The organism is Nocardioides sp. P86 (assembly GCF_023712465.1).
Lineage (GTDB): Bacteria > Actinomycetota > Actinomycetes > Propionibacteriales > Nocardioidaceae > Nocardioides > Nocardioides kribbensis.
Genome location: NZ_JAMAYE010000004.1, coordinates 22,654 through 43,226, shown reverse-complemented (window position 1 = coordinate 43,226; position 20,573 = coordinate 22,654). Strand labels below are relative to the sequence as shown.

The 20,573-nt window shown below is 73.8% G+C and carries 18 protein-coding genes; 11 read left to right on the top strand and 7 right to left on the bottom strand.

The genetic code is table 11. The annotated features are described in order from the left end of the window. The first annotated feature begins 112 nt into the window (after positions 1 to 112). The 5 genes from M3673_RS17835 (at position 113) to M3673_RS17815 (ending at position 6,405) form a co-directional block, all read left to right on the top strand. Positions 113 to 475, top strand: coding sequence for a DsrE family protein (locus M3673_RS17835; RefSeq protein ID WP_056863419.1), 363 nt, complete (start codon positions 113 to 115; stop codon positions 473 to 475). A 134-nt stretch (positions 476 to 609) separates the two neighbouring features. Continuing rightward, positions 610 to 1,170, top strand: coding sequence for a hypothetical protein (locus M3673_RS17830; RefSeq protein WP_251535344.1), 561 nt, complete (start codon positions 610 to 612; stop codon positions 1,168 to 1,170). A gap of 81 nt (positions 1,171 to 1,251) precedes the next feature. Further along, on the top strand, positions 1,252 to 4,626 hold the full coding sequence (locus tag M3673_RS19405) for a hypothetical protein (protein WP_285839753.1): 3,375 nt from the start codon (positions 1,252 to 1,254) through the stop codon (positions 4,624 to 4,626). Positions 4,627 to 5,008: 382 nt separating this feature from the next. Further along, on the top strand, positions 5,009 to 5,584 hold the full coding sequence (locus M3673_RS17820; RefSeq protein ID WP_251535342.1) for a DUF6318 family protein: 576 nt from the start codon (positions 5,009 to 5,011) through the stop codon (positions 5,582 to 5,584). Positions 5,585 to 5,976: 392 nt separating this feature from the next. Then, on the top strand, positions 5,977 to 6,405 hold the full coding sequence (locus M3673_RS17815; protein ID WP_251535340.1) for a hypothetical protein: 429 nt from the start codon (positions 5,977 to 5,979) through the stop codon (positions 6,403 to 6,405). Between the two features lie 7 nt (positions 6,406 to 6,412). On the opposite strand, the gene M3673_RS17810 is transcribed toward M3673_RS17815, so the two are convergent. Both M3673_RS17810 and M3673_RS19765 read right to left on the bottom strand, forming a co-directional pair. Next, positions 6,413 to 7,483, bottom strand: coding sequence for an alpha/beta hydrolase (locus tag M3673_RS17810; RefSeq protein ID WP_251535338.1), 1,071 nt, complete (start codon positions 7,481 to 7,483; stop codon positions 6,413 to 6,415). An 82-nt stretch (positions 7,484 to 7,565) separates the two neighbouring features. Then, on the bottom strand, positions 7,566 to 8,498 hold the full coding sequence (locus tag M3673_RS19765) for a glycoside hydrolase family 16 protein (protein WP_251535336.1): 933 nt from the start codon (positions 8,496 to 8,498) through the stop codon (positions 7,566 to 7,568). A gap of 185 nt (positions 8,499 to 8,683) precedes the next feature. On the opposite strand from M3673_RS19765, the gene M3673_RS17800 reads away from it, so the two are divergent. The 6 genes from M3673_RS17800 to M3673_RS17775 all read left to right on the top strand — a co-directional run bounded on the left by M3673_RS17800 (position 8,684) and on the right by M3673_RS17775 (position 16,650). Further along, complete coding sequence (locus M3673_RS17800) at positions 8,684 to 10,828, top strand: RNA degradosome polyphosphate kinase (protein ID WP_251535334.1); 2,145 nt, start codon at positions 8,684 to 8,686, stop codon at positions 10,826 to 10,828. Positions 10,829 to 10,897: 69 nt separating this feature from the next. Continuing rightward, the gene (locus tag M3673_RS17795) at positions 10,898 to 11,518 is read left to right on the top strand and encodes a DUF47 domain-containing protein (RefSeq protein WP_228942510.1); all 621 of its coding nucleotides are present in this window, start codon (positions 10,898 to 10,900) and stop codon (positions 11,516 to 11,518) included. Between the two features lie 7 nt (positions 11,519 to 11,525). Then, positions 11,526 to 12,530: an inorganic phosphate transporter gene (locus M3673_RS17790; RefSeq protein WP_056863412.1), complete on the top strand. Its 1,005-nt coding sequence runs from the start codon at positions 11,526 to 11,528 to the stop codon at positions 12,528 to 12,530. After that, on the top strand, positions 12,527 to 14,104 hold the full coding sequence (locus M3673_RS17785; RefSeq protein ID WP_251535332.1) for a peptide chain release factor 3: 1,578 nt from the start codon (positions 12,527 to 12,529) through the stop codon (positions 14,102 to 14,104). Before M3673_RS17790 ends, M3673_RS17785 begins: the two co-directional genes overlap by 4 nt. A gap of 72 nt (positions 14,105 to 14,176) precedes the next feature. Beyond that, complete coding sequence (locus M3673_RS17780; protein WP_251535330.1) at positions 14,177 to 15,862, top strand: ribonuclease J; 1,686 nt, start codon at positions 14,177 to 14,179, stop codon at positions 15,860 to 15,862. A 146-nt stretch (positions 15,863 to 16,008) separates the two neighbouring features. Then, on the top strand, positions 16,009 to 16,650 hold the full coding sequence (locus tag M3673_RS17775; protein ID WP_251535328.1) for a DUF4396 domain-containing protein: 642 nt from the start codon (positions 16,009 to 16,011) through the stop codon (positions 16,648 to 16,650). 16 nt (positions 16,651 to 16,666) lie between these two features. Here M3673_RS17775 and M3673_RS17770 read toward each other — a convergent pair whose 3' ends face one another. The 5 genes from M3673_RS17770 to pstB are packed head-to-tail and all read right to left on the bottom strand — an operon-like array spanning position 16,667 to position 20,567. Beyond that, positions 16,667 to 17,782 (bottom strand): NAD(P)-binding domain-containing protein, encoded by a 1,116-nt coding sequence (locus tag M3673_RS17770; RefSeq protein ID WP_251535326.1) that lies wholly within the window; start codon positions 17,780 to 17,782, stop codon positions 16,667 to 16,669. Between the two features lie 38 nt (positions 17,783 to 17,820). Further along, on the bottom strand, positions 17,821 to 18,222 hold the full coding sequence (locus M3673_RS17765) for an arsenate reductase ArsC (protein WP_193666295.1): 402 nt from the start codon (positions 18,220 to 18,222) through the stop codon (positions 17,821 to 17,823). A 1-nt stretch (position 18,223) separates the two neighbouring features. Next, complete coding sequence (gene arsB / locus M3673_RS17760) at positions 18,224 to 19,363, bottom strand: ACR3 family arsenite efflux transporter (protein ID WP_285839752.1); 1,140 nt, start codon at positions 19,361 to 19,363, stop codon at positions 18,224 to 18,226. Continuing rightward, entirely contained in the window at positions 19,360 to 19,728 is a 369-nt protein-coding gene (locus M3673_RS17755; RefSeq protein WP_251535324.1) for a metalloregulator ArsR/SmtB family transcription factor, read from the bottom strand. The genes arsB and M3673_RS17755 overlap by 4 nt, the downstream gene beginning before the upstream one ends. Before the next feature lie 59 nt (positions 19,729 to 19,787). Then, the gene (gene pstB, locus M3673_RS17750) at positions 19,788 to 20,567 is read right to left on the bottom strand and encodes a phosphate ABC transporter ATP-binding protein PstB (protein ID WP_193666296.1); all 780 of its coding nucleotides are present in this window, start codon (positions 20,565 to 20,567) and stop codon (positions 19,788 to 19,790) included. Positions 20,568 to 20,573: the final 6 nt, after the last annotated feature.

The following is a 20,573-nucleotide window of genomic DNA, read 5'->3' as shown; positions in this document are numbered from 1 at the left end:
GCGGCGACCGCGCGCCGCTCCCCCGGTGCCGGTGTGCACGCCGGAGTGACCCTCGAGCAGGGCCGGGCGTCCAGCCCGGGCCACCTCCCTGCGCGCCCTCTACCGTGGGGTCATGCCTCGCTCCCTCGTCGTCAAGGTCACCTGCGCGCAGGGCGACCCCGAGCGCGCCAACCAGGCCTTCACCGTGGCCGCGGCCGCCGTGGCCATGGGCGCCGACGTCTCGCTCTGGCTCACCGGCGACGCCGCGTCCTACGCGGTGGCCGGTCGCGGGCCCGACCTCGGGCTCCCCCACGCCACCCCCGTCGCCGACCTGCTCGACACCGTGCGCGAGCTCGGCCGGGTGACCGTGTGCTCGCAGTGCGCCACGCGACGCGGCATCACCGAGGCCGACGTGCTCCCCGGGGTGCGCGTGGCCGGCGCCGCGGTGTTCACCGAGGAGGTCCTCGCCGAGGGCGTCCAGGCGCTCGTCTACTGACCCCCTGCGCCGAGGTCACCGAGGGGTCCGGGCTCCGCCGTACGGGTGAAGAACGCGGGCAGGACCGCCTGGGATCGTGGGGCGGAGGGCGTGCGCCGGTCCGGCTCCGCGTCCTCGGGCGAGAGGAGTCGACGGTGCCCCCGGACCACGACTCGGTGGTGGTGCAGCAAGCGGTCGGGGTGGTGTGCGGCCTGACGGGGGTGTCGCCCGCAGACGCGGTGCGGGCGATCGAACGCGACGCCGCGACCCTGGGCCAGTCGCCGGAGAGGTTCGCGGAGTCGCTGCTGGGCCGATGGTCGGCGGCCCTCGAGGGCGATGCCGCCCAGGCTCGTCTCGCGCTCGGCCCGCTCCTCGACGAGGCCATGGCCCGCACGGTGACGCAGCACCCCGGTCACGCGGCCTCCGAGCACCGTCACGCGACCACCGACGACCCGACAGGTCTCCCCCGCCCGCTCGCGCACCGACGCGGCGACGGCGACCCGGCGGCAGCGGACGCCTCCGCACCCGCCTCCGCACCCGGCGGGGAGGACCCTGGTCTCGACGACGAGGAGAGCGCCCACCTCGCCGAGGCGCTGGGCCTGCCGCCCTCCCCAGGGGCGCCCCCGCACGACGGTGTCCGACGGGCCCCACCGCCACCACCGACGCGTGGCGCCTCCCCCACCGACCACCGCGACGACCCCGACGAGGAGGACTGAGCACCCCCGGGCCCACCGGCGCGGACGAGGCCGCAGCAGGGTCTGCTGGAGGGCGTCGACCCCAGTAGGGTGCGAGTCCTCATGACTCCCACCGGTGACGCCCCCCTCCCGCCCGAGGAGACCTCGGGCCGGTTCTGGCGCCGCCGCGACCGCGCCGAGGGGACGCCGCTGCCGCCGCTGAGCCTCGAGGAGCTACAGGCGCGCATCGTCGAGCTCACGGCCGCGGCCGAGCGCGCCGCGTCGCTGCGCAACTCCGCGGAGCTGGCCGCGGCCGAGCAGGCCGCGGAGCGCCTCGTCGCCGAGGAGCACGCCGGCGCCGCCTCCCGGGCCCTGACCGAGGCCGAGCGCAGCGCCGAGGACCACGCGCGCGCCGCCGCCGACGCCTGGGCCGCCCGCGAGGCCGCCGACCGCGCCGCCGCCGACCACTCCCGCGCCCGGCGCGACGCCGAGGAGTCCGCCGAGCAGGCCGCCACCGCCCGCGCCCGGGCCGAGGAGTCCGCCCGAGCGGCGGCGGTCGCGGCCGAGGAGCTCGCCGTCGCCCTGCGGGAGGCCCAGGAGGTCGCCGCGACCGCTGCGCGCGAGCGGGCCGCAGCCGAGGAGTCGGCGCGCGAGGCGCTCGCCGGCGCGGAGACGGCGTACGCCGGGCGCGCAGCGGCCGAGGCCGCCGCCACCGAGGCCGCCCGCGTGGCCCAGGAGGCGTCGACCGCCCGCCGGGCCGCCGACGACGCCGCCCGCGCCCACGCCGAGGCGGCCACCCACGCCCACTCCGACCGGGAGAACGCCGAGCACGCCGCCGTCGCCGCCCACACCGCGCGCCAGGCCGCCGACACCGCCGCCCGGGAGGCCGCCGAGGCCCGCACCCGGGCCGAGGAGTCGGCCGCGACCGCGCTCGCGGGCCGCGAGGCCGCCGACCTCGCCGCGGCCGAGGCGTCCCGCGCCGCGCAAGAGGCCCTGGCCGGCCGCGTCGCCGCCGAGCAGGCCGCCGCGCAGAGCGTCGCTGAGGCCGAGGCGAGCGCTGCCCGGTCGATCGCCGGAGCCCAGGAGGCGGCCACACGGGCGACCGCCGAGGCCGAGGCGGCCGCGGTCGCCCGCCGCGAGGCCGAAGAGGCCGCGACCGAGCAGTCCGCCCGCGCCGAGCAGGCCCACACCGAGCGCGCCGCGGCGGAGCAGGGCGCGGCCGCAGCCGCGGTGGCCGCAGCGAGCGCCGCCGCCGCGCAGGAGCGCGCCGAGGCCCGCGCCGCGGAGTCGGCCACGGCCCGCGCGGCCGCGGAGGCCACCGCCGCCGAGGCCCTCGCCGGCCGTGAGGCCGCCGACACCGCCGCCACCGAGGCGGCCCGACGGGCCGAGCAGGCCCTCGAGGCACGCGTGCGCGCCGAGCACGACGCCGCCCGCGCCGTCGCAGAGGCCACCGACGTCGCCGCGCGGTCCGTCGAGGAGGCCGAGGCCACCGCTGCCCGCTCGGTCGCCGAGGCGCGGGAGGCAGCCGCCCGGGAAGTCGCCGCCTCCAGTGCCGCCGCCGCACGGTCGATCACCGCAGCGCAGGAGGCCGCCACCGCCTCGGTCGCCGAGGCCCGGGAGGCCGCCGACCTCGCGCTGGCCGACGCCGAGTCCGCCGCCGCCGAGCGCGACCGCGCGGAGGTCGCCGCCGCCGAGCAGGCCCGCCTGGCCGAGCAGGCCCTCGGCGACCGCGGTGCCGCCGAGGTCGCCGCGACCGCGGCGGCGGTGGCCGCCGCCGCAGCAGCAGCCGGTCGGGAGGCGGCCGAGCAGGTCGCCGCCGAGGCCGTCACCGCCCGGCAGGCCGCTGAGCGCACCAGCACCGAGGCCCTCGCCGGGCGCGAGCAGGCCGACAGTGCCGCGGCCCGGGCGGCCGCGCAGGCCGCCTCGGCCCTGGAGGCCCGTCGCGAGGCCGAGGCCGCCGCCGCCCGGACCGCCGAGCAGGCCCAGGAGGCCCAGCAGGCCCGTCTGGTCGCGGAGGAGGCGGCGCAGCGCCAGGCCGAGGCCGCCGCGGCGGCCGCGCTGGCCGAGACCGCCGCCCACAGCGCCGCGGCCGAGGCCTCCCAGGCCGCCGCCGCAGCCGAGTCGGCCCGTCGGCAGGCCGACGAGCGCGCCGCCGAGCGCGCCGCCGAGCAGGCCACCGCGGCCTCCGCCGCCACGGCCGCCCGCGCCGAGGCGGAGGAGGCTGCCAGGCGGGCCGGCGAGGCCCAGTCGGCCGCAGCCCAGTCCGCCGCCGCCGCCCTCGCCGAGGCCGAGTCGGCCCACGCCGGGCGCCGCGCCGCCGAGCAGGCTGCCCGGGAGTCGGGCGAGACCGCCGACCACGCGCAGTCCGAGCGCGCCGCCGCGGAGGAGACCGCACGGGCGCAGGCCGAGGCCGCTCTCGCCGCGCACGCCGACCGCACCGCCGCCGAGGACGCCGCCGCCGGACAGGCCGAGGCGGCCCGGGCGGCCCACGAGGCACGCGCCGCCGCCGACGCCCTCGCAGCCGAGCACGCTGCGGCTGCCCGTGCGGCGTACGACGCCCGGGAGGCCGCCGACCACGCCGCCGAGGAGGCCCTGCGCGCCCGCACCGCCGCCGAGGAGGAGGCCGCCCGGCAGGTGGCGCTCGCCTCCGCCGCGGTGGCCGACCGCGAGGCCGCGGAGCAGCGCACCATCGAGGCGCTCGAGGAGGTCGCCCTCGCGGCGCAGCAGCACGCCGAGGAGCTGCGGACGGCCCACGACGCCCGGGAGGCCGCCGAGCAGGCCGCCACCGAGCAGGCCCGCCTGCGCGCCGAGGCCGAGGCGCTCGCCGAGCAGCGGGCCATCGACCGCCAGGCCGTCGAGTCGTCGGTGCGTCACCAGGCCGAGCTCGTCGAGGCCGCGCTCCAGGATCGTCTCGAGGCCGAGCAGCACGCCGCCGAGCTGACCCGCGAGCTCGCCGAGGCGCGCGAGCAGCTGCTGGGACGACCGGTCGCCGCCCGCCCCGTCACCGACTCGCGCCACCGCGGCGACGCCGACGAGGGGGCAGGCTCGCCCGCGGCCATCGGCGAGCGGGCGTCCGGCGCGGCCACCGACGTCACCCGCACCCGCGGCCGCGCGTCGCTGGTCGCCCTGGTCCTCGCCGTGGCCGCCCTCGTGGCCGCCGCCGGTGTGGCGATCGGCGGCAGCCCCACCGACGCCGTCGTGCTGGGCCTGGCGCTGCTCGCCGTGCTGCTGGTCTACGTCGGCGCCCGAGCCCGCACCCCTTCCACCCGGGTGAGCATCGACGCCGCCGGCGTGGTCGACATCCGCACCGCCGACAGCCACCACAGCTTCGACCTCCAGCAGCCCGCCACCGAGGTCGAGGTGGTCGGCGAGCCCGGCAGCCGCGGCTGGGAGGTGAGGTTCGTGCGCCGCAGCCTCCCGCCCGTCGTCATCACCGCCAAGACCGTCGACCCCGAGGCATTCACCCGCGCCCTGCGCACCTGGCGCCCCACCGCCTGACCCGCGACGACGGGCACGCGCTCGTCTTTGCTCGGCGGGTGCCGCAGGACCGGGCTCGACGTCCGGTCGGACCCGCAGGCCGTCGAGGCAGGAGCCCAGCAGGTCGTCCTCCCAGAAGTGGCGGCAGACGACAGCCTCCGGGCACGTCGACGCGTCGTTTCCCGCCACTTCCGGTGCCCATCGACGGGGCAGCCGGACGTGGCGCCGGCAGCGCGCGGTCAGGGGCCGAGTGGAGCCGCGCGACCCCGACCGGCCCGTGGCCGGGCCGCCGAGTTGTCCACAGGGCAGCGGCACACCAGTGGTTTCGACGCGCCGATTCGGGTTAATTTCACCGTACGGTCCCCTCGGTCCTGGGGCCGGTCCCCTCGGGAAGGACCCCTCCGTGAAGCCCTCTGCTCTCGTCGCCGCAGCCACGACCGTGTCACTGCTGAGCATCGCTGGCTGCTCGGAGGATCCGGAGCCTGAGATCGCGAGCCCGACCGCCGCTCCATCGCCTCTGCAGTCATCTACGGCCCCCACTGAGCCGACTGCAACCGCACCCCCCGCCGCAGCGCCGGAGGGTGAAAGCAGGAAAGCGGCGATGGCGGCTGTTCGGCACTACTTCGACCTCGTCAACTATGCGACCGCCACGGGCGACATTGATCCACTACGAGCAAGCACCGCTCCCAATTGCGCGGCGTGCTCGGGAGGCGCGGAGGCGCTCGATCAGATCTACGCGCAGGATGGCGAGATCGACGGCGGAGTCGCCACGCTAGAGCGGGCCTCCGCGCGCACCGTCAAGATCGGCGACGACGTCAGATACCTCGTGGAGGCAGACGTGACGACCGAACCCCAGGTCGTCACGTACCCGGAGGGCGAGGTCAACCGGTACCCGGGCGGCACCGTCAGTTATCAGTTCTTTCTTGAGCCCTTCGAGAACGGGCTGCGCATCCTCGATTGGAACGAGACGCCGTCATGACGGCTCGAGCGCTTCTATGGGCCCTCTTTTTCGGCTGCATGCTTTTCGGGCCTACCAAGTCGGCCACAGCCGACGACCCGACGGTCGGAGCTGACCAGGGCAGCTTTTTCGCTGGCGTCTCGCAAGCTACGTCTGGCGGGCTGACCGGCAGCAGCGCAGACACGGTTGTGTCGGCCGGGTCAGCACCCGAAGGGACCTGGAACTCCGCGCCGATCTGTCAGGTCGGCGGCGCGCAAACCTGTGCCGAACCCCAAGTTTGTAGCGACGGCACCCCAGCCATCTCGTGGTGGTTCCAGAGTTCGGATGGGGAAATTCTGAGCGCCTATTCCTCGTGTGCGTCAGACGGAGCCCCCACGGCATCTTCTGATGCTCCCCCACAGGTCACCCCCGGCATGGTGCAGCGAGCACTCGAGCGCGTACCGCTGCCCGAGCCGGACCTCTCGGTCCAGCCGCCCGGGGGCAGGACTCTGATCAACTTCGAGACCAACTTCTTCACCGCCGCCGAGCCCTTCACCGAGACCGTCACCCTGCTGGGGCGACGCGTCGACCTCGACATCAGCCCCAGCCAGTTCCGGTGGGCCTTCGGCGACGGCGAGGGACTGACCACCACCGAGCCGGGAGCGCCGTACCCCGACCTCGAGCTGACCCACACCTATCTCGAGCAGGGCCAGGTGCGGCCGCAGGTGACCACGGTCTACACCGCCGACTACCGCGTCGACGGCGGGCCGTGGCAGCCGGTGCCCGGCAGCGTCGACATCACCAGCGACCCCGTCGACCTCACCGTCACCGAGGTGACCAACCAGCTCGTCGACTACCGCTGACGCCGCCTCAAGCGCGCGGCGCGAGCCCGGCGCGGAGCCGGTCGGCGATCTCGGCGACGGCGGCGCGCGAGCTGCGGCCCACGCCGACGATGTTGAAGAAGCTGTGGATCTGGTCCTCGAAGCGCTTGAGCTCGACCGTGACGCCGGCGTCGGAGAGCTTGCGCGCGTAGGCCTCGCCCTCGTCGCGCAGCGGGTCGAAGCCGGCGGTGCAGACGTAGGCGGGGGCCAGCCCCTCGGGGACGTCGGCGTACGCCGGCGACAGGCGCGGGTCGCGCGGGTCGAGGCCCTCGGTCATGTAGCTGTCGTTGGCCAGCTCCATGAACTCCGCCGACAGGTAGAAGCCCGCACCGAAGAGGCGCAGGCTCTCGGTGGCGCGGGTCGCGTCGGTGGCGGGGTAGACCAGCAGCTGGAAGGCGCACGGCAGGCCCGAGCGGGCCGCCTCCAGGGCCACGCCGGCGGCGAGGTTGCCCCCGGCGGAGTCGCCGCCCACGGCGATCCGGTCGCGGTCGACCCCGAGCTCCTCGACGTGCTCCACGGCCCAGCGGTAGGCGGCGACGGCGTCGTCGTAGGCCGCGGGGAAGCGGTGCTCCGGCGCCAGCCGGTAGTCGACGGCCAGCACGAGGGCCTCACCGCGCTCGGCGAGGATGCGGCAGGTCGCGTCGTGGGTGTCGAGGTCGCCGAAGAAGAAGCCGCCGCCGTGGAAGAACACCAGCAGCGGCGCCGGGGGCTGCCGTACGGCGACCGACACCCGGGCGCGCGGCGTGTAGAGCCGCGCCGGGAGCCCAGCGACCTCAAGGTCGCGCACGGCGCCGATCGGCTGCTTGCCGCCGGCCATCGCGGTCTGCACCCGCGCCTGCACCCGGCCGTCGGGGAAGGCCATCGTCTCGATCGGCGGATCGCCCGAGAGCTTCTGCAGCTTCAGCATCAGCTGGGTGTCGACGGCGAGGGTCTGCCCATCGAGCACCACCGGGGAGCCCGCCAGGCGCCGCTGGACGGACGGCGGCAGCGACATGGCGGCGCCGAGCGCGGCCTTCTGCGCAGCGTGGGCGAGGGCCTGGAGGGGCGATCCGTTACTCACGAGTAGGGAACCTAGCCGACGGACCGGTCCAGCGGCAGGAGATCCAGCCACCGGAGGTCCCGCGCCGACGCACGCGGCACCGTCACTGGTAGACGCGCACGTGGTCGACGACGAGGTACTGCGGGAAGGGAGTCTCCGACGGGACCGGGCCTCCCAGGTCACCGCCGATCGCGAGGTTGAGCAACAGGTAGAACGGCTTGTCGAAGGCCCACAGCCCCAGCTGCTCGGCCTCGGCTCGCGACACCCCGCCCCACGGCCGGCCGTCGAGCTCCCACTCCAGCCCGTCGGGTCCCCAGTCGACGGCGTAGGTGTGGAAGCCGTCGGAGAGGGGCGCGCCGGAGTCGTGCTCGCGGGTGACCTGCCAGCGGGTGCCGGCCTCGGTGGGCCCGTGGATGGAGCCGGTGACGAGGGTCGGGCTGCGCCCGACGTGCTCCATCACGTCGATCTCCCCCGAGCGGGGCCAGCCCACCTCCGCCCGGTCGGTGCCCATCGCCCAGAAGGCCGGCCACGTGCCGACCCCGGCGGGCACCTGCGCGCGCACCTCCAGGCGGCCGTACTGCCACGAGAGGCTGCTCTCGGTGGTCAGCCTCGCCGAGGTGTAGTCGCGCACGGTGCCGTCGGCGCAGGTGTGGCCCGGCGCCGAGAGCGCCGAGACGACCAGGTGGCCCTGCCCGTCGAGCGAGGCGTTGGCCGGGTCGTCGGTGTAGCACTGCAGCTCGTTGTTGCCTCCGCCGTGGCCGAAGGCGTCGGGCTGCCAGACAGCAGGGTCGGGCGGGGCGCCGGCCTCGCCGTCGAACTCGTCGGACCACACCAGCCCGGGCGCCCCGACGGTGCCCTCCTCCCCCGGTGACACCGGGGACGTCGGGGACGCCGCGGCCGGACCCGACGAGTCGGCCGGGTCGACAGGGACGACGGGGTCGGGGACGTCGGGCGGGCCGGAGCAACCGGCGAGCACGAGCGCCACGAGGCCGAGCGCGACCAGGGATCGGCGGGCACGGAGCGGGTCTCGACGCACGGACCCTCCTCCGGCTCACACCCGCGACCGAGCCGCGCGGGACGTCGTACGACCTCCAGTCAACCCCGCACGCGTCGCGCGGCGAAACCGGCGCGCACCGGCCCCGCGCACCGGTCCGGCGCCCCGATCTCGCGAGCCGGTGCGCGAGACACCTCCCGTTCACGCGCGACTGCCACACTGGCCCCATGTCCGCCGAGATCGTCGAGAGCCACGACGCCGCGCCCGAGGAGCCCTTCGACGTCGAGCCGCCCTACGTGCCCGACGACGAGGCGCTGGCGGCGGTGGAGAAGTACGACGACCGGTTCCTCGACCGCGAGCTGAGCTGGCTGCGCTTCAACCAGCGCGTGCTGGAGCTGGCCGAGGACCGCGACCTGCCGCTGCTCGAACGGGTCCGCTTCCTGGCCATCTTCACCAGCAACCTCGACGAGTTCTTCATGGTCCGCGTGGCCGGCCTGAAGCGGCGCATCGCCGCGGGCCTGGCCGTGCGCGCGGCCAGCGGCCTCATGCCGCGCGACGTGCTGCACCACATCTGGACCACCACGCGCGAGCTCAGCGAGCGCCAGGCCCACCTCTTCCGCGACGAGATCGTGCCCGCGCTGGGCGACCACGGCATCGAGCTGGTGCGCTGGGACGACCTCGACCGCGAGGAGCAGAAGCAGTGCAAGCGGATGTTCAAGGACCGAATCTTCCCGGTGCTGACCCCGCTGGCCGTGGACCCGGCCCACCCCTTCCCCTACATCTCGGGCCTCTCGCTCAACCTCGCGGTGCTGATCCGCAACCCCAAGACCGGCAAGGAGCACTTCGCCCGGGTCAAGGTGCCCCCGATCTTCAGCCGCTTCGTGCCGCTGGGCAACGAGCGCTTCGTGCCGCTGGAGGACGTCATCGGCGAGCACCTGCGCCGGCTCTTCCCCGGCATGGACATCCTCGAGGTCCACACCTTCCGCGTCACCCGCAACGAGGACCTCGAGGTCGAGGAGGACGACGCCGAGAACCTCCTGGCCGCGCTGGAGAAGGAGCTGCTGCGCCGCCGCTTCGGCCCGCCGGTGCGCCTGGAGGTCGAGGAGTCGATCTCCCCCGGCGTGCTGGAGCTGCTCAAGGAGGAGCTGGGGGTCAGGGATGACGAGGTCTTCCACCTGCCCGGCCCGCTCGACCTGCGCGGCCTGCACGGCATCGCCGACATCGCGCGCGAGGAGCTGAAGTACCCCGCGTTCGTGCCGACCACCCACTACCGCCTCGCCGAGGTCGAGTCGGCGGCCCCGGTCGACGTCTTCAAGGCCGCGCGGCGCCACGATGTGCTGCTGCACCACCCCTACGACTCCTTCGCCACCTCGGTGCAGCGCTTCATCGAGCAGGCCGCCGCCGACCCGCACGTGCTGGCGATCAAGCAGACCCTCTACCGCACGTCGGGCGACTCCCCGATCATCGACGCCCTCATCGACGCTGCCGAGGCCGGCAAGCAGGTGCTGGTCATCGTGGAGATCAAGGCGCGCTTCGACGAGCAGGCCAACATCCGCTGGGCCCGCAAGCTCGAGCAGGCCGGCTGCCACGTGGTCTACGGCCTCGTCGGGCTCAAGACCCACTGCAAGCTGGCGATGGTCGTGCGTGACGAGCCCGACGGCATCCGCCGCTACACCCACATCGGCACGGGCAACTACAACCCCAAGACCTCGCGGATGTACGAGGACCTGGGCCTCATCACCACCGACGAGCGCATCGGCGAGGACGTCGCGCACCTGTTCAACAACCTCTCGGGCTGGTCGCGCAACGCCTCCTACGACGAGCTGCTCGTGGCCCCCGACTCGGTGCGTCTCGGCCTCGTGGAGCAGATCCACCAGGAGATCAGCCACCACCTGGCCGGCCGTCCCGCGCGGATCCGCCTCAAGGCCAACTCGGTCGTCGACGAGGCGGTCATCGACGCCCTCTACCTCGCCTCGCAGGCCGGTGTGCCGGTGCAGCTGCTGGTGCGCGGCATCTGCTCGCTGCGCCCCGGCGTGCCGGGCCTGTCGGAGAACATCGAGGTCCGCTCGGTGCTGGGCCGCTTCCTGGAGCACAGCCGCGTCTTCCGCTTCGAGAACGGCGGCGAGCCGGTGGCCTGGATCGGCTCGGCCGACATGATGCACCGCAACCTCGACCGCCGCGTCGAGGTGCTGGTGCGCCTGCCCGGCGAGGAGAGCCTGGCCGAGATCGACCGGGTGCTCGACATCGCCTTCGACCCCGAGACCGACGCCTGGCTGCTCGACAGCGACGGCACGTGGACGCGCAACCACGGCCCGGTGCACCTGCAGGAGAAGCTGATCGAGGGGCAGCGCCGGCGGCGCCAGAGCACCTGACTTTCCCGCAGGGGGCCCCTTGCGCCTAGCATGGCCGACGGTTCTTTTCCTCCTCACCAGGAGTTCTCCGTGGGTTTGCGTTTCCGGCCGGTCGAGACGGCGTTCTACGACCAGTTCTCCGAGTCGGCCCAGCACCTGCTGGTCGGCACGGGCCTGCTCGCCGAGTCGCTCGACGGCACCGCCGACCTCGCCGACGTGGCCTCGCGCATGCGGGAGGCCGAGCACGCCGCCGACGAGACGACCCACGCGATCATCCGCCGGGTCAACCAGACCTTCGTGACCCCCTTCGACCGCGAGGACATCTACGCGCTGGCCTCGGGCCTCGACGACGTCATGGACTGCATGGACGAGGTCGTCGACATGCTCATGCTCTACGAGGTCAAGGCGATGCCCACCGAGCTGCTGACCGACCAGGTCGACGTGCTCCAGCGCTGCGCGGAGATCACCGCCGCCGCGATGCCCAACCTGCGCTCGATGCAGTCGCTCGACGAGTACTGGATCGAGATCAACCGGCTCGAGAACGTCGGCGACCGCAACCACCGACGGATCCTCGCCCACCTCTTCTCCGGGGAGTACAAGGCGATGGAGGTGCTCAAGCTCAAGGACATCGTCGAGGGCCTCGAGGCCGCCATCGACGCCTTCGAGCGGGTCGCCAACACCGTCGAGCAGATCGCCGTCAAGGAGTCCTGAGCCCCTCATGGACCTCGCGATCGTCATCGCGGTCGTCGTCGTCGCCCTGGTCTTCGACTACACCAACGGCTTCCACGACGCCGCCAACGCCATCGCCACCTCGGTGTCGACGCGGGCGCTGACCCCCCGGGTCGCGCTGGGCATGGCCGCGATCATGAACTTCATCGGCGCCTTCCTCGGCCAGGAGGTCGCCAACACCGTCGGCTCGGTGATCACCCCGGAGTCCGGGGGGTCCCACGGGCTGGTGATCGTGATGTCGGGCCTGCTCGGGGCCATCGCGTGGAACCTGCTGACCTGGTACTACGGCCTGCCCTCCTCCTCCTCCCACGCCCTCATCGGCGGCCTGGTCGGCGCGGCGCTGGCCTCCGGCTCGGTGGTGAAGTGGGACGTCGTGGTCGACAAGATCATCCTGCCGATGATCGCCTCGCCGCTCTTCGGCTTCGCCGCGGCCTTCCTGCTCATGCTCGGCATCATGTGGGGCTTCCGGCGCCGCAACCCCCACCGCACCATGCGCGGCTTCCGGATCGCCCAGACCCTCTCGGCGGCCGCCATGGCGCTGGGCCACGGCCTCCAGGACGCCCAGAAGACGATGGGCGTGATCTTCCTGGCCCTGGTCACGGGCGGGTACGCCGGCGCCGACGACGACCTGCCGATCTGGGTGATCCTGGCCGCCGCCGCGGCCATCTCGGCCGGCACGTGGGCCGGCGGCTGGCGGATCATGCGCACCCTGGGCCGACGCATCATCCACCTCGACCCCGCCCGCGGCTTCGCCTCCGAGACCGTCGCCGCCGGCGTGCTCTACACCACCGCCTTCGTCTTCGAGGCGCCGATCTCCACCACGCACACCATCACCTCCGCGGTGATGGGCGCCGGCGCCACCAAGCGCTTCTCAGCCGTGCGCTGGGGCGTGGCCCGCTCCATCGTCACCGCCTGGGTGCTGACCTTCCCCGCGGCCGGCGCCGTCGCCGCGGGTCTCTACTTCCTCTGCAAGTACGTCTTCCAGCTGCCATGAGCCGACCTCTCTCCGACGACCACCGGCCCCGCCGGACCTTCGCCATCATCAGCCACCCCGACGCGGGCAAGTCGACGCTGACCGAGGCGCTGGTGCTGCACGCCCAGGTGATCACCGAGGCGGGCGCCGTGCACGGCAAGGCCGGGCGCAGCGGCACCGTCTCGGACTGGATGCAGATGGAGCGCGACCGCGGCATCTCCATCACCTCCGCCGCGCTGCAGTTCGAGTACGCCGACCACGTCGTCAACATGGTCGACACCCCCGGGCACGCCGACTTCTCCGAGGACACCTACCGCGTGCTCTCGGCCGTCGACTCCGCCGTCATGCTGGTCGACGCCGCCAAGGGCCTCGAGCCGCAGACCCTCAAGCTCTTCCGGGTCTGCGCCCTGCGGGGCATCCCGGTCATCACCGTCATCAACAAGTGGGACCGCCCCGGCCTCGACCCGCTGGAGCTGATGGACGGCATCGAGAAGCAGATCGGTCTGCGGCCCACCCCGCTGACCTGGCCGGTCGGCATCGCCGGCGACTTCCGCGGGGTGCTCGACCGCCGCAGCGGGGAGTTCATCCGCTACCTGCGCACCGCCGGCGGCTCCACCCGCGCCCCTGAGCAGCACCTGCCGGCCGAGCAGGCCGCCGCCGAGGAGGGCGAGGCCTGGACCACCGCCCAGGAGGAGCACGAGCTGCTCTCGGCCGACGGCGCCGACCACGACCAGCAGCGCTTCCTCGACGGCGCCACCACCCCGGTGCTCTTCGCCTCGGCCCTGCTCAACTTCGGGGTCGCCCAGATCCTCGAGCGGCTGCTCGAGCTCGCCCCTCCCCCGCACGCCACGCCCACCGAGGCGGGCGGTGTGCGCGAGGTCGACGAGCCCTTCAGCGCCTTCGTCTTCAAGGTCCAGTCCGGCATGGACTCCGCCCACCGCGACCGGCTCGCCTACGCCCGGGTCTGCTCGGGCGTCTTCGAGCGCGGCATGGTGGTCAAGCACGCCTCCACCGGTCGGCCCTTCGCCACCAAGTACGCCCAGGCCGTCTTCGGCCGTGAGCGCTCCTCGGTCGAGACCGCCCTGCCCGGCGACATCATCGGCCTGGTCAACGCCAACGCCCTGCGCGTGGGCGACACCATCCACGACGGCCCATCCGTGCGGTTCCCGGCCATCCCGACCTTCGCCCCCGAGCACTTCATGAGCGTGCGCGCCAAGGAGTCGGGGCGCTACAAGCAGTTCCGCCGCGGCATCGAGCAGCTCGACCAGGAGGGCGTGGTCCAGGTGCTGCGCTCGACGGTGCGCGGCGACCAGAACCCCGTGCTCGCCGCGGTCGGCCCGATGCAGTTCGAGGTCGTGGCGGCGCGGATGGAGACGGAGTTCAACGCACCCGTCACCATGGACTCGTTGAGCTACACGATCGCGCGGCGCACCCGCGCCGAGGACGCCGACGTGCTGCGCGGTGTGCGGCAGATCGAGGTCCTCGAGCGCGCCGACGGCGCCCACATCGTGCTCTTCCCCGACAAGTGGCGGGCCCACACCGTGGCCCGCGACCACCCCGACATCCTGATCGAGGAGCTCCCGGCCAGCACCTGACCGACGCACCCGCGTCGGTGGGCACGCGCGCCGCCCTCCCGCGATCGCCAGCACCACCCTGAAGGAGCACCCATGAGTCACCCCCATCCCGAGCTGAAGCGCCCGCCGCGCCTGCCCCGCAAGGGCCTGCGCGTCGTCGCCCTCGGCGGCCTCGGCGAGGTCGGTCGCAACATGACCGTCTTCGAGCACGACGGCAAGCTGCTCATCGTCGACTGCGGCGTCCTCTTCCCCGAGGAGCACCAGCCCGGCGTCGACGTGATCCTGCCCGACTTCGAGTGGATCCGGGACCGTCTCGACGACGTCGTCGCCGTCGTGCTCACCCACGGCCACGAGGACCACATCGGCGGCGTGCCGTACCTGCTGCGCGAGCGGGCCGACATCCCGCTGGTCGGCTCGCGGCTCACGCTCGCCCTCATCAAGGAGAAGCTCAAGGAGCACCGCATCCAGCCGGTGCTGGTGGAGGTCAAGGAGGGCGAGACCCGCTCCTACGCGCCCTTCGACCTCGAGTTCGTCGCGGTCAACCACTCCATCCCCGACGCCCTGGCCGTCGCCATCCGCACCTTCGCGGGCATGGTGCTGCACACCGGCGACTTCAAGATGGACCAGTTCCCCCTCGACCGGCGCATCACCGACCTGCGCGCCTTCGCCCGCCTCGGCGAGGAGGGTGTCGACCTCTTCCTCACCGACTCGACCAACGCCGAGGTGCCCGGCTTCACCACCTCCGAGCGCGAGCTGCTGCCGGCCATCGAGCAGGTCTTCCGCACCGCCCCGCGCCGCGTCATCGTCTCCAGCTTCGCCAGCCACGTGCACCGCATCCAGCAGGTGCTCGACGCCGCCCACGCCCACGGGCGCAAGGTCGCCTTCGTCGGGCGTTCGATGGTGCGCAACATGGGCGTGGCCCAGGACCTGGGCTACCTCACCGTGCCTCCCGGCCTCATCGTGCCGCTCGACCAGCTCGAGAAGCTCCCGCCCCACAAGGCCGCCCTGGTCTGCACCGGCTCGCAGGGCGAGCCGCTGGCCGCGCTGTCGCGCATGGCCAGCCGTGAGCACAAGATCCGCATCGGCGAGGGCGACACCATCCTCATGGCCAGCTCGGTGATCCCGGGCAACGAGAACGCCATCTCGAACGTCATCAACGGCCTGACCCGCTGGGGCGCCAACGTCGTGCACAAGGGCAACGCCAAGGTGCACGTCTCGGGCCACGCCAGCGCCGGCGAGCTCGTCTACTGCTACAACGTCGTGCAGCCGCGCAACGTCATGCCCGTGCACGGCGAGTACCGCCACCTGCGCGCCAACGCCGACCTGGCCATCAGCATCGGCATGGACCCCGCCAACGTCGTGCTCGCCGAGGACGGCGTCGTCGTCGACCTCGTCGACGGCAAGGCCTCCGTGGTCGGCAAGGTGCGCTGCGGCAACGTCTACGTCGACGCCCAGACCGTCGGCGGCGTCACCGAGGCCACGCTCAAGGACCGGCGCACCCTCGCCGAGGAGGGCGTCGTCACGGTGCTCGCCATCGTCGACGCCGACACCGGCGAGCTGGCCGACCCGCCGGACTTCCTCGTGCGCGGCTTCGAGCACGCCCCCGACGCCTTCGACCCCGCGGTCAAGGTCATCGAGCGCACCCTGGCCCGCGCCGCCGCCGAGGGCATCGGCGACTCCCAGCAGCTCGAGCAGATGCTGGGCCGCGACATCGGCCGCTGGTCGCACAAGACCTTCCGTCGCAGCCCGCTCATCATCCCGCTGGTCATCGACGCCTGAGCGACCGGCCAGGAGCACGACCACCGGCGCGGGGACCTCCGGGGGGGGCCGGGCCCCCGCCGTTGCGGGCTGGGGGGCCACCGTCCGAGGAGGACGGTGCCGCGCCGGTGGCGTCCTGGGGGCACACGGCTACCGTGGGCGCCCTGATGGACATGCCGATGAACGACCGCGTCCCCGACTGGGTCACCCCCCTCGCCTGGGTGTTCCTGGCCCTCTCGCTGGCGACGGCCGCGGTGATCGCCGTCGACGTCCTGCTGCGCGGCCACCGCCAGCGCACCCGCACCCTCGACGTGGTGTGGATCTGCTCCGGGCTCTACCTCGGACCCTTCGCGCTGCTGCTGTGGCGCCGTCACCGCGACCCGGCCGACCGGACCGACGGTGCTCTGCCGACCGCGGTCGAGGGGCTGCCCGGCGGGTCGGCCTCCGCGCTCGCCCACCTGGTCGGGGTGCCGCTGGTGGTCGCCTCCGGGCTCACCATCGCGGGCATCGACCTGTGGGTGATGATCCTGGTCATCGGTGCGCTGGCGATCGCTCTGCTCGTCGTCCACGAGCGGGCCACCCTCGGCACCCCGGTGGGCTCGGCGGCGTTCGCGGCGGTGCTGACCGTGCTGGCCTTCGACGTCGGCATGGGCGGCTGGATGGTGCTGCTCCACCTCGCCGAGCTGATGCCGCCGGCGTCCGAGGGCGCCTTCTGGTTCCTCATGCAGCTCGGGGTGGTGCTGGGTCTGGTCACCGGCTACCCCGTGGTGCGGTGGCTCGCCGAGCGGCGCGGCGTGGCGACCGCCTGACCTCGCGCCCGGGGGCTCAGGCGTCCCGGCCGGGGCCGGGCACCTGCTCCTCGGGCCGGTCCAGCAGCTCGGTCAGGTGCCCGACGGCGTCGCGGGCCGAGCGGTTGGCGCCGATGAGCGTGGCGCTGGCGGCGCCGGTCCAGTCGCCGTAGCCCACGAAGAGCAGCCGGGGGTCGTCGGCGGAGACCGTCGGGTGGTCGGCCCGGGTCAGCGGGTGCCCGTCGACGCGGCGCAGCCCGACCCCGGTGACGGGCACGAGCGCGGGCCGGAAGCCGGTGCACCACACGACGTCGTCGAAGCGCTCCTCCCGGCCTCCCCCGCCGCCGGGGTCGGCCCAGGGGGCGCCGGTGGGCGTCAGCCGCTCCGGCAGCGGTACGGCACGCAGGCCGCGCCGGTCGCGGGCGTGCTGGACGCTGGCGACGGCGACCACGTCGCCGAGGCCGCCGACGCCGGGACCCTCGCCCGCGACCGCGCGGGTGGCCGCCTCGAAGAGGGCGCGGCCGTCGACGTCGTCGGGCAGCAGGCGGGGCTGCTCGCGGGCGGCCCAGACGACCCGCGCGGGCGGAGGGTCGGCCAGCAGCAGGTCGGCGGCCACCTGGGCCGCGGAGTTGCCGCCGCCGACGACGAGCACGCGGCGCCCGGCGTACCCGGCAGGGCCGTGGTAGTCGACGGTGTGCAGCTGCCGCCCGCCGAAGTCCTCGGCGCCCGGGAAGGCGGGGCGGAAGGGGCGGCTCCAGGTGCCGGTGGCACTGAGCACGGCCCGGGCGCGCAGGTCCCCGGCGTCGGTGCGCACGAGCACCGCGTGGGGGTCGCTCGCGTCGATCTCCCGCACCCGCACGGGCCGCAGCACGGGCAGGGCGTAGCGGGCCTCGAAGGCGGCGAGGTAGTCGCGGACGTGGGCGGCCGGCGGGGTGCCGGGGCCGCTCCAAGGAGGCATCGGCCAGCCGGGCAGCGAGGAGTAGGCCGCCGGGGAGAAGAGCCGCAGGCTCGCCCAGCCCTCGGTCCACGCGCCCCCGGGCGCAGCGCGGTCGTCGAGCACGACGAAGGTCAGCGGGCGCTCGCGGCGGCGGTTGGCGCGCACGAGGTGGTAGGCGGCGGCCAGCGCCGACTGCCCGCCGCCGACGACGACCACGTCGACGGCGGCGGGCAGCCCTCCGCGCGGCGGCGTGGTCAGGCCGTCAGCTCCGCGAGCAGCTTCTGCACGCGCTGGTCGATCTCGTCGCGCACCGCGCGCACCTCGTCGGGGCCCTTGCCGGCCGGGTCGGTGAGCGCCCAGTCCTCGTAGCGCTTGCCGGGGAAGATCGGGCAGGCGTCGCCGCAGCCCATGGTGATGACGACGTCGGAGGCCGCGACGTCCTCGGTGAGCAGCTTGGTGGGCACCTCGGCGGAGACGTCGATGCCGAGCTCGTCCATCACGGTGACGACCGCGGGGTTGATCGTGTCGGCCGGCGCCGAGCCGGCCGATCGGACCTTGACCCGCCCCTGGGCGTGGTGCTGGAGCAGGGCGGCGGCCATCTGCGAGCGGCCCGCGTTGTGCACGCAGACGAAGAGGACCTCGGGCGTGGTGGTCATGTCAGGACTCCTGGGAGTGGGCGGGGTCGGGGGTAGGGGTGGGGTAGAGGCGACGGCGCGCCCAGAGCGCGACGTAGACGAGGGCGACCAGCACCGGCACCTCGATGAGCGGGCCGACGACGCCGGCCAGCGCCTGGCCGCTGGTGACGCCGAAGACGCCGATGGCCACGGCGATGGCCAGCTCGAAGTTGTTGCCGGCCGCGGTGAACGACAGCGTGGCCGTGCGCTCGTAGCCCAGGCCCAGGCGGTGGCCCAGGGCGAAGGAGACGCCGAACATGAGGAAGAAGTAGGCCAGCAGGGGCAGGGCGATCCGCGCGACGTCGCCGGGGCGGCTGCTGATCGTGTCGCCCTGGAGGGCGAAGAGCACCACGATGGTGAAAAGCAGGCCGTAGAGCGCCAGCGGGCCCACCCGGAGCAGGAAGGTCGACTCGTACCACTCCCGGCCGCGGGCGCGCTCCCCCAGCACCCGGCTGAGCCAGCCGGCCACCAGCGGCACACCGAGGAAGATCGCGACGTACTTCGCGATCTCCCAGGCCGAGACGTCCAGGCCGCTCTGCTCCAGGCCGAGCCAGCCGGGCAGCAGGTCGAGGTAGAACCACCCCAACGCGGCGAAGGCCACGATCTGGAAGACCGAGTTGATCGCGACCAGGACGGCGGCGGCCTCGCGGTCGCCGCAGGCCAGGTCGTTCCAGATGAGGACCATGGCGATGCAGCGGGCCAGGCCGACGATGATCAGGCCGGTGCGGTACTCCGGCAGGTCGGGCAGCATCAGCCACGCCAGTGCGAACATCAGTGCGGGGCCGACCACCCAGTTCAGCCCGATGGAGGCCGCGAGCAGCCGACGGTCGGAGGTCACGGTGCCGAGCCGGTCGTAGCGGACCTTGGCCAGGACGGGGTACATCATCACCAGCAGCCCGACCGCGATCGGCAGCGAGACCGAGTCGACCTCGACCGCCGACAGGGCGTCGTCGAGACCCTCGACGGAGCGGCCGAGCACGAGCCCGACCACCATCGCCACCCCGATCCACACGGGCAGGAACCGGTCGAGGGTGGAGAGCTTCGCGATGACGGCACCGTCGCGGGGGTCCTCCTGCGCCGCGGTGCCGGGCGGGGTCGACGGCGGGGTCGAGAAGGCGCTCATGCGGGCACCCCTGCTGCGTCGAAGAGCGAGCCGAGGGCGGCCATCGCCGCGGGCCGGGCCTGGTAGTAGACCCACACGCCGCGCTTCTCACGGTCGAGGAGGCCGGCGTCGTGCAGCACCTTGAGGTGGTGGCTGATGGTCGGCTGGGAGAGGTCGAAGGCGGGCAGCAGGTCGCACACGCACGCCTCGGCGCCCTCGTGGGACAGCACCATGGACAGCAGCCGCAGCCGCACGGGGTCGGCGATCGCCTTGAGCAGCGGCGCCAGCTGACCGGCCTGCTCGTCGGAGATCGGCTCGCGGGCCAGCGGGGTGCAGCACGCCAGCGGGTCGTCCGGGTCGGGCGCGAGGCCCTCATGCATCGACATGCGTCAATATTGACACATGTCGATGCCGTCCCGCCATCGGCCGGTCGCCCCGCCCCGGCTCAGCCGAAGCGGCCGGAGATGTAGGACTCCGTCGACTCCATGTCGGGGTTGGTGAACATCTTCTTGGTGGGGTTGAACTCCACCAGGTGGCCCGGCTCCCCGGTCGCCTTGAGGTTGAAGAAGCCGGTGTCGTCGGAGACGCGCGCCGCCTGCTGCATGTTGTGGGTGACGATGACGATCGTGTAGTCGGCCTTGAGCTCGTGGATGAGGTCCTCCACGGCCGAGGTCGAGATCGGGTCGAGCGCCGAGCACGGCTCGTCCATGAGCAGCACCTGCGGCTCGACGGCGATCGCGCGGGCGATGCACAGCCGCTGCTGCTGGCCGCCGGAGAGGCCCATGCCGGGCTTGCCGAGACGGTCCTTGACCTCGTTCCACAGGTTGGCGCCCTTGAGGGAGCGCTCGACGATGGTGTCGGCCTCGGCCTTCTTCATCCGCTTGGCGTTGAGCCGGTTGCCGGCCAGCACGTTGTCGTAGATCGACATCGTGGGGAACGGGTTGGGCCGCTGGAAGACCATGCCGATCTGGCGGCGCACGGCCACCGGGTCGACCGACGGGTCGTAGAGCGACTGGCCGTCGACGACGACCTTGCCCTCGGCGCGGGCGCCGGGGATGACCTCGTGCATGCGGTTCAGCGAGCGCAGGAAGGTCGACTTGCCGCAGCCCGAGGGGCCGATCAGCGCGGTCACCGCCCGCGCCTTGATGGACATGGTCACGCCTTGCACGGCGAGGAAGTCGCCGTAGTAGATGTCCAGGTCGGAGACGTCGATGCTCTTGGCCATGACGGG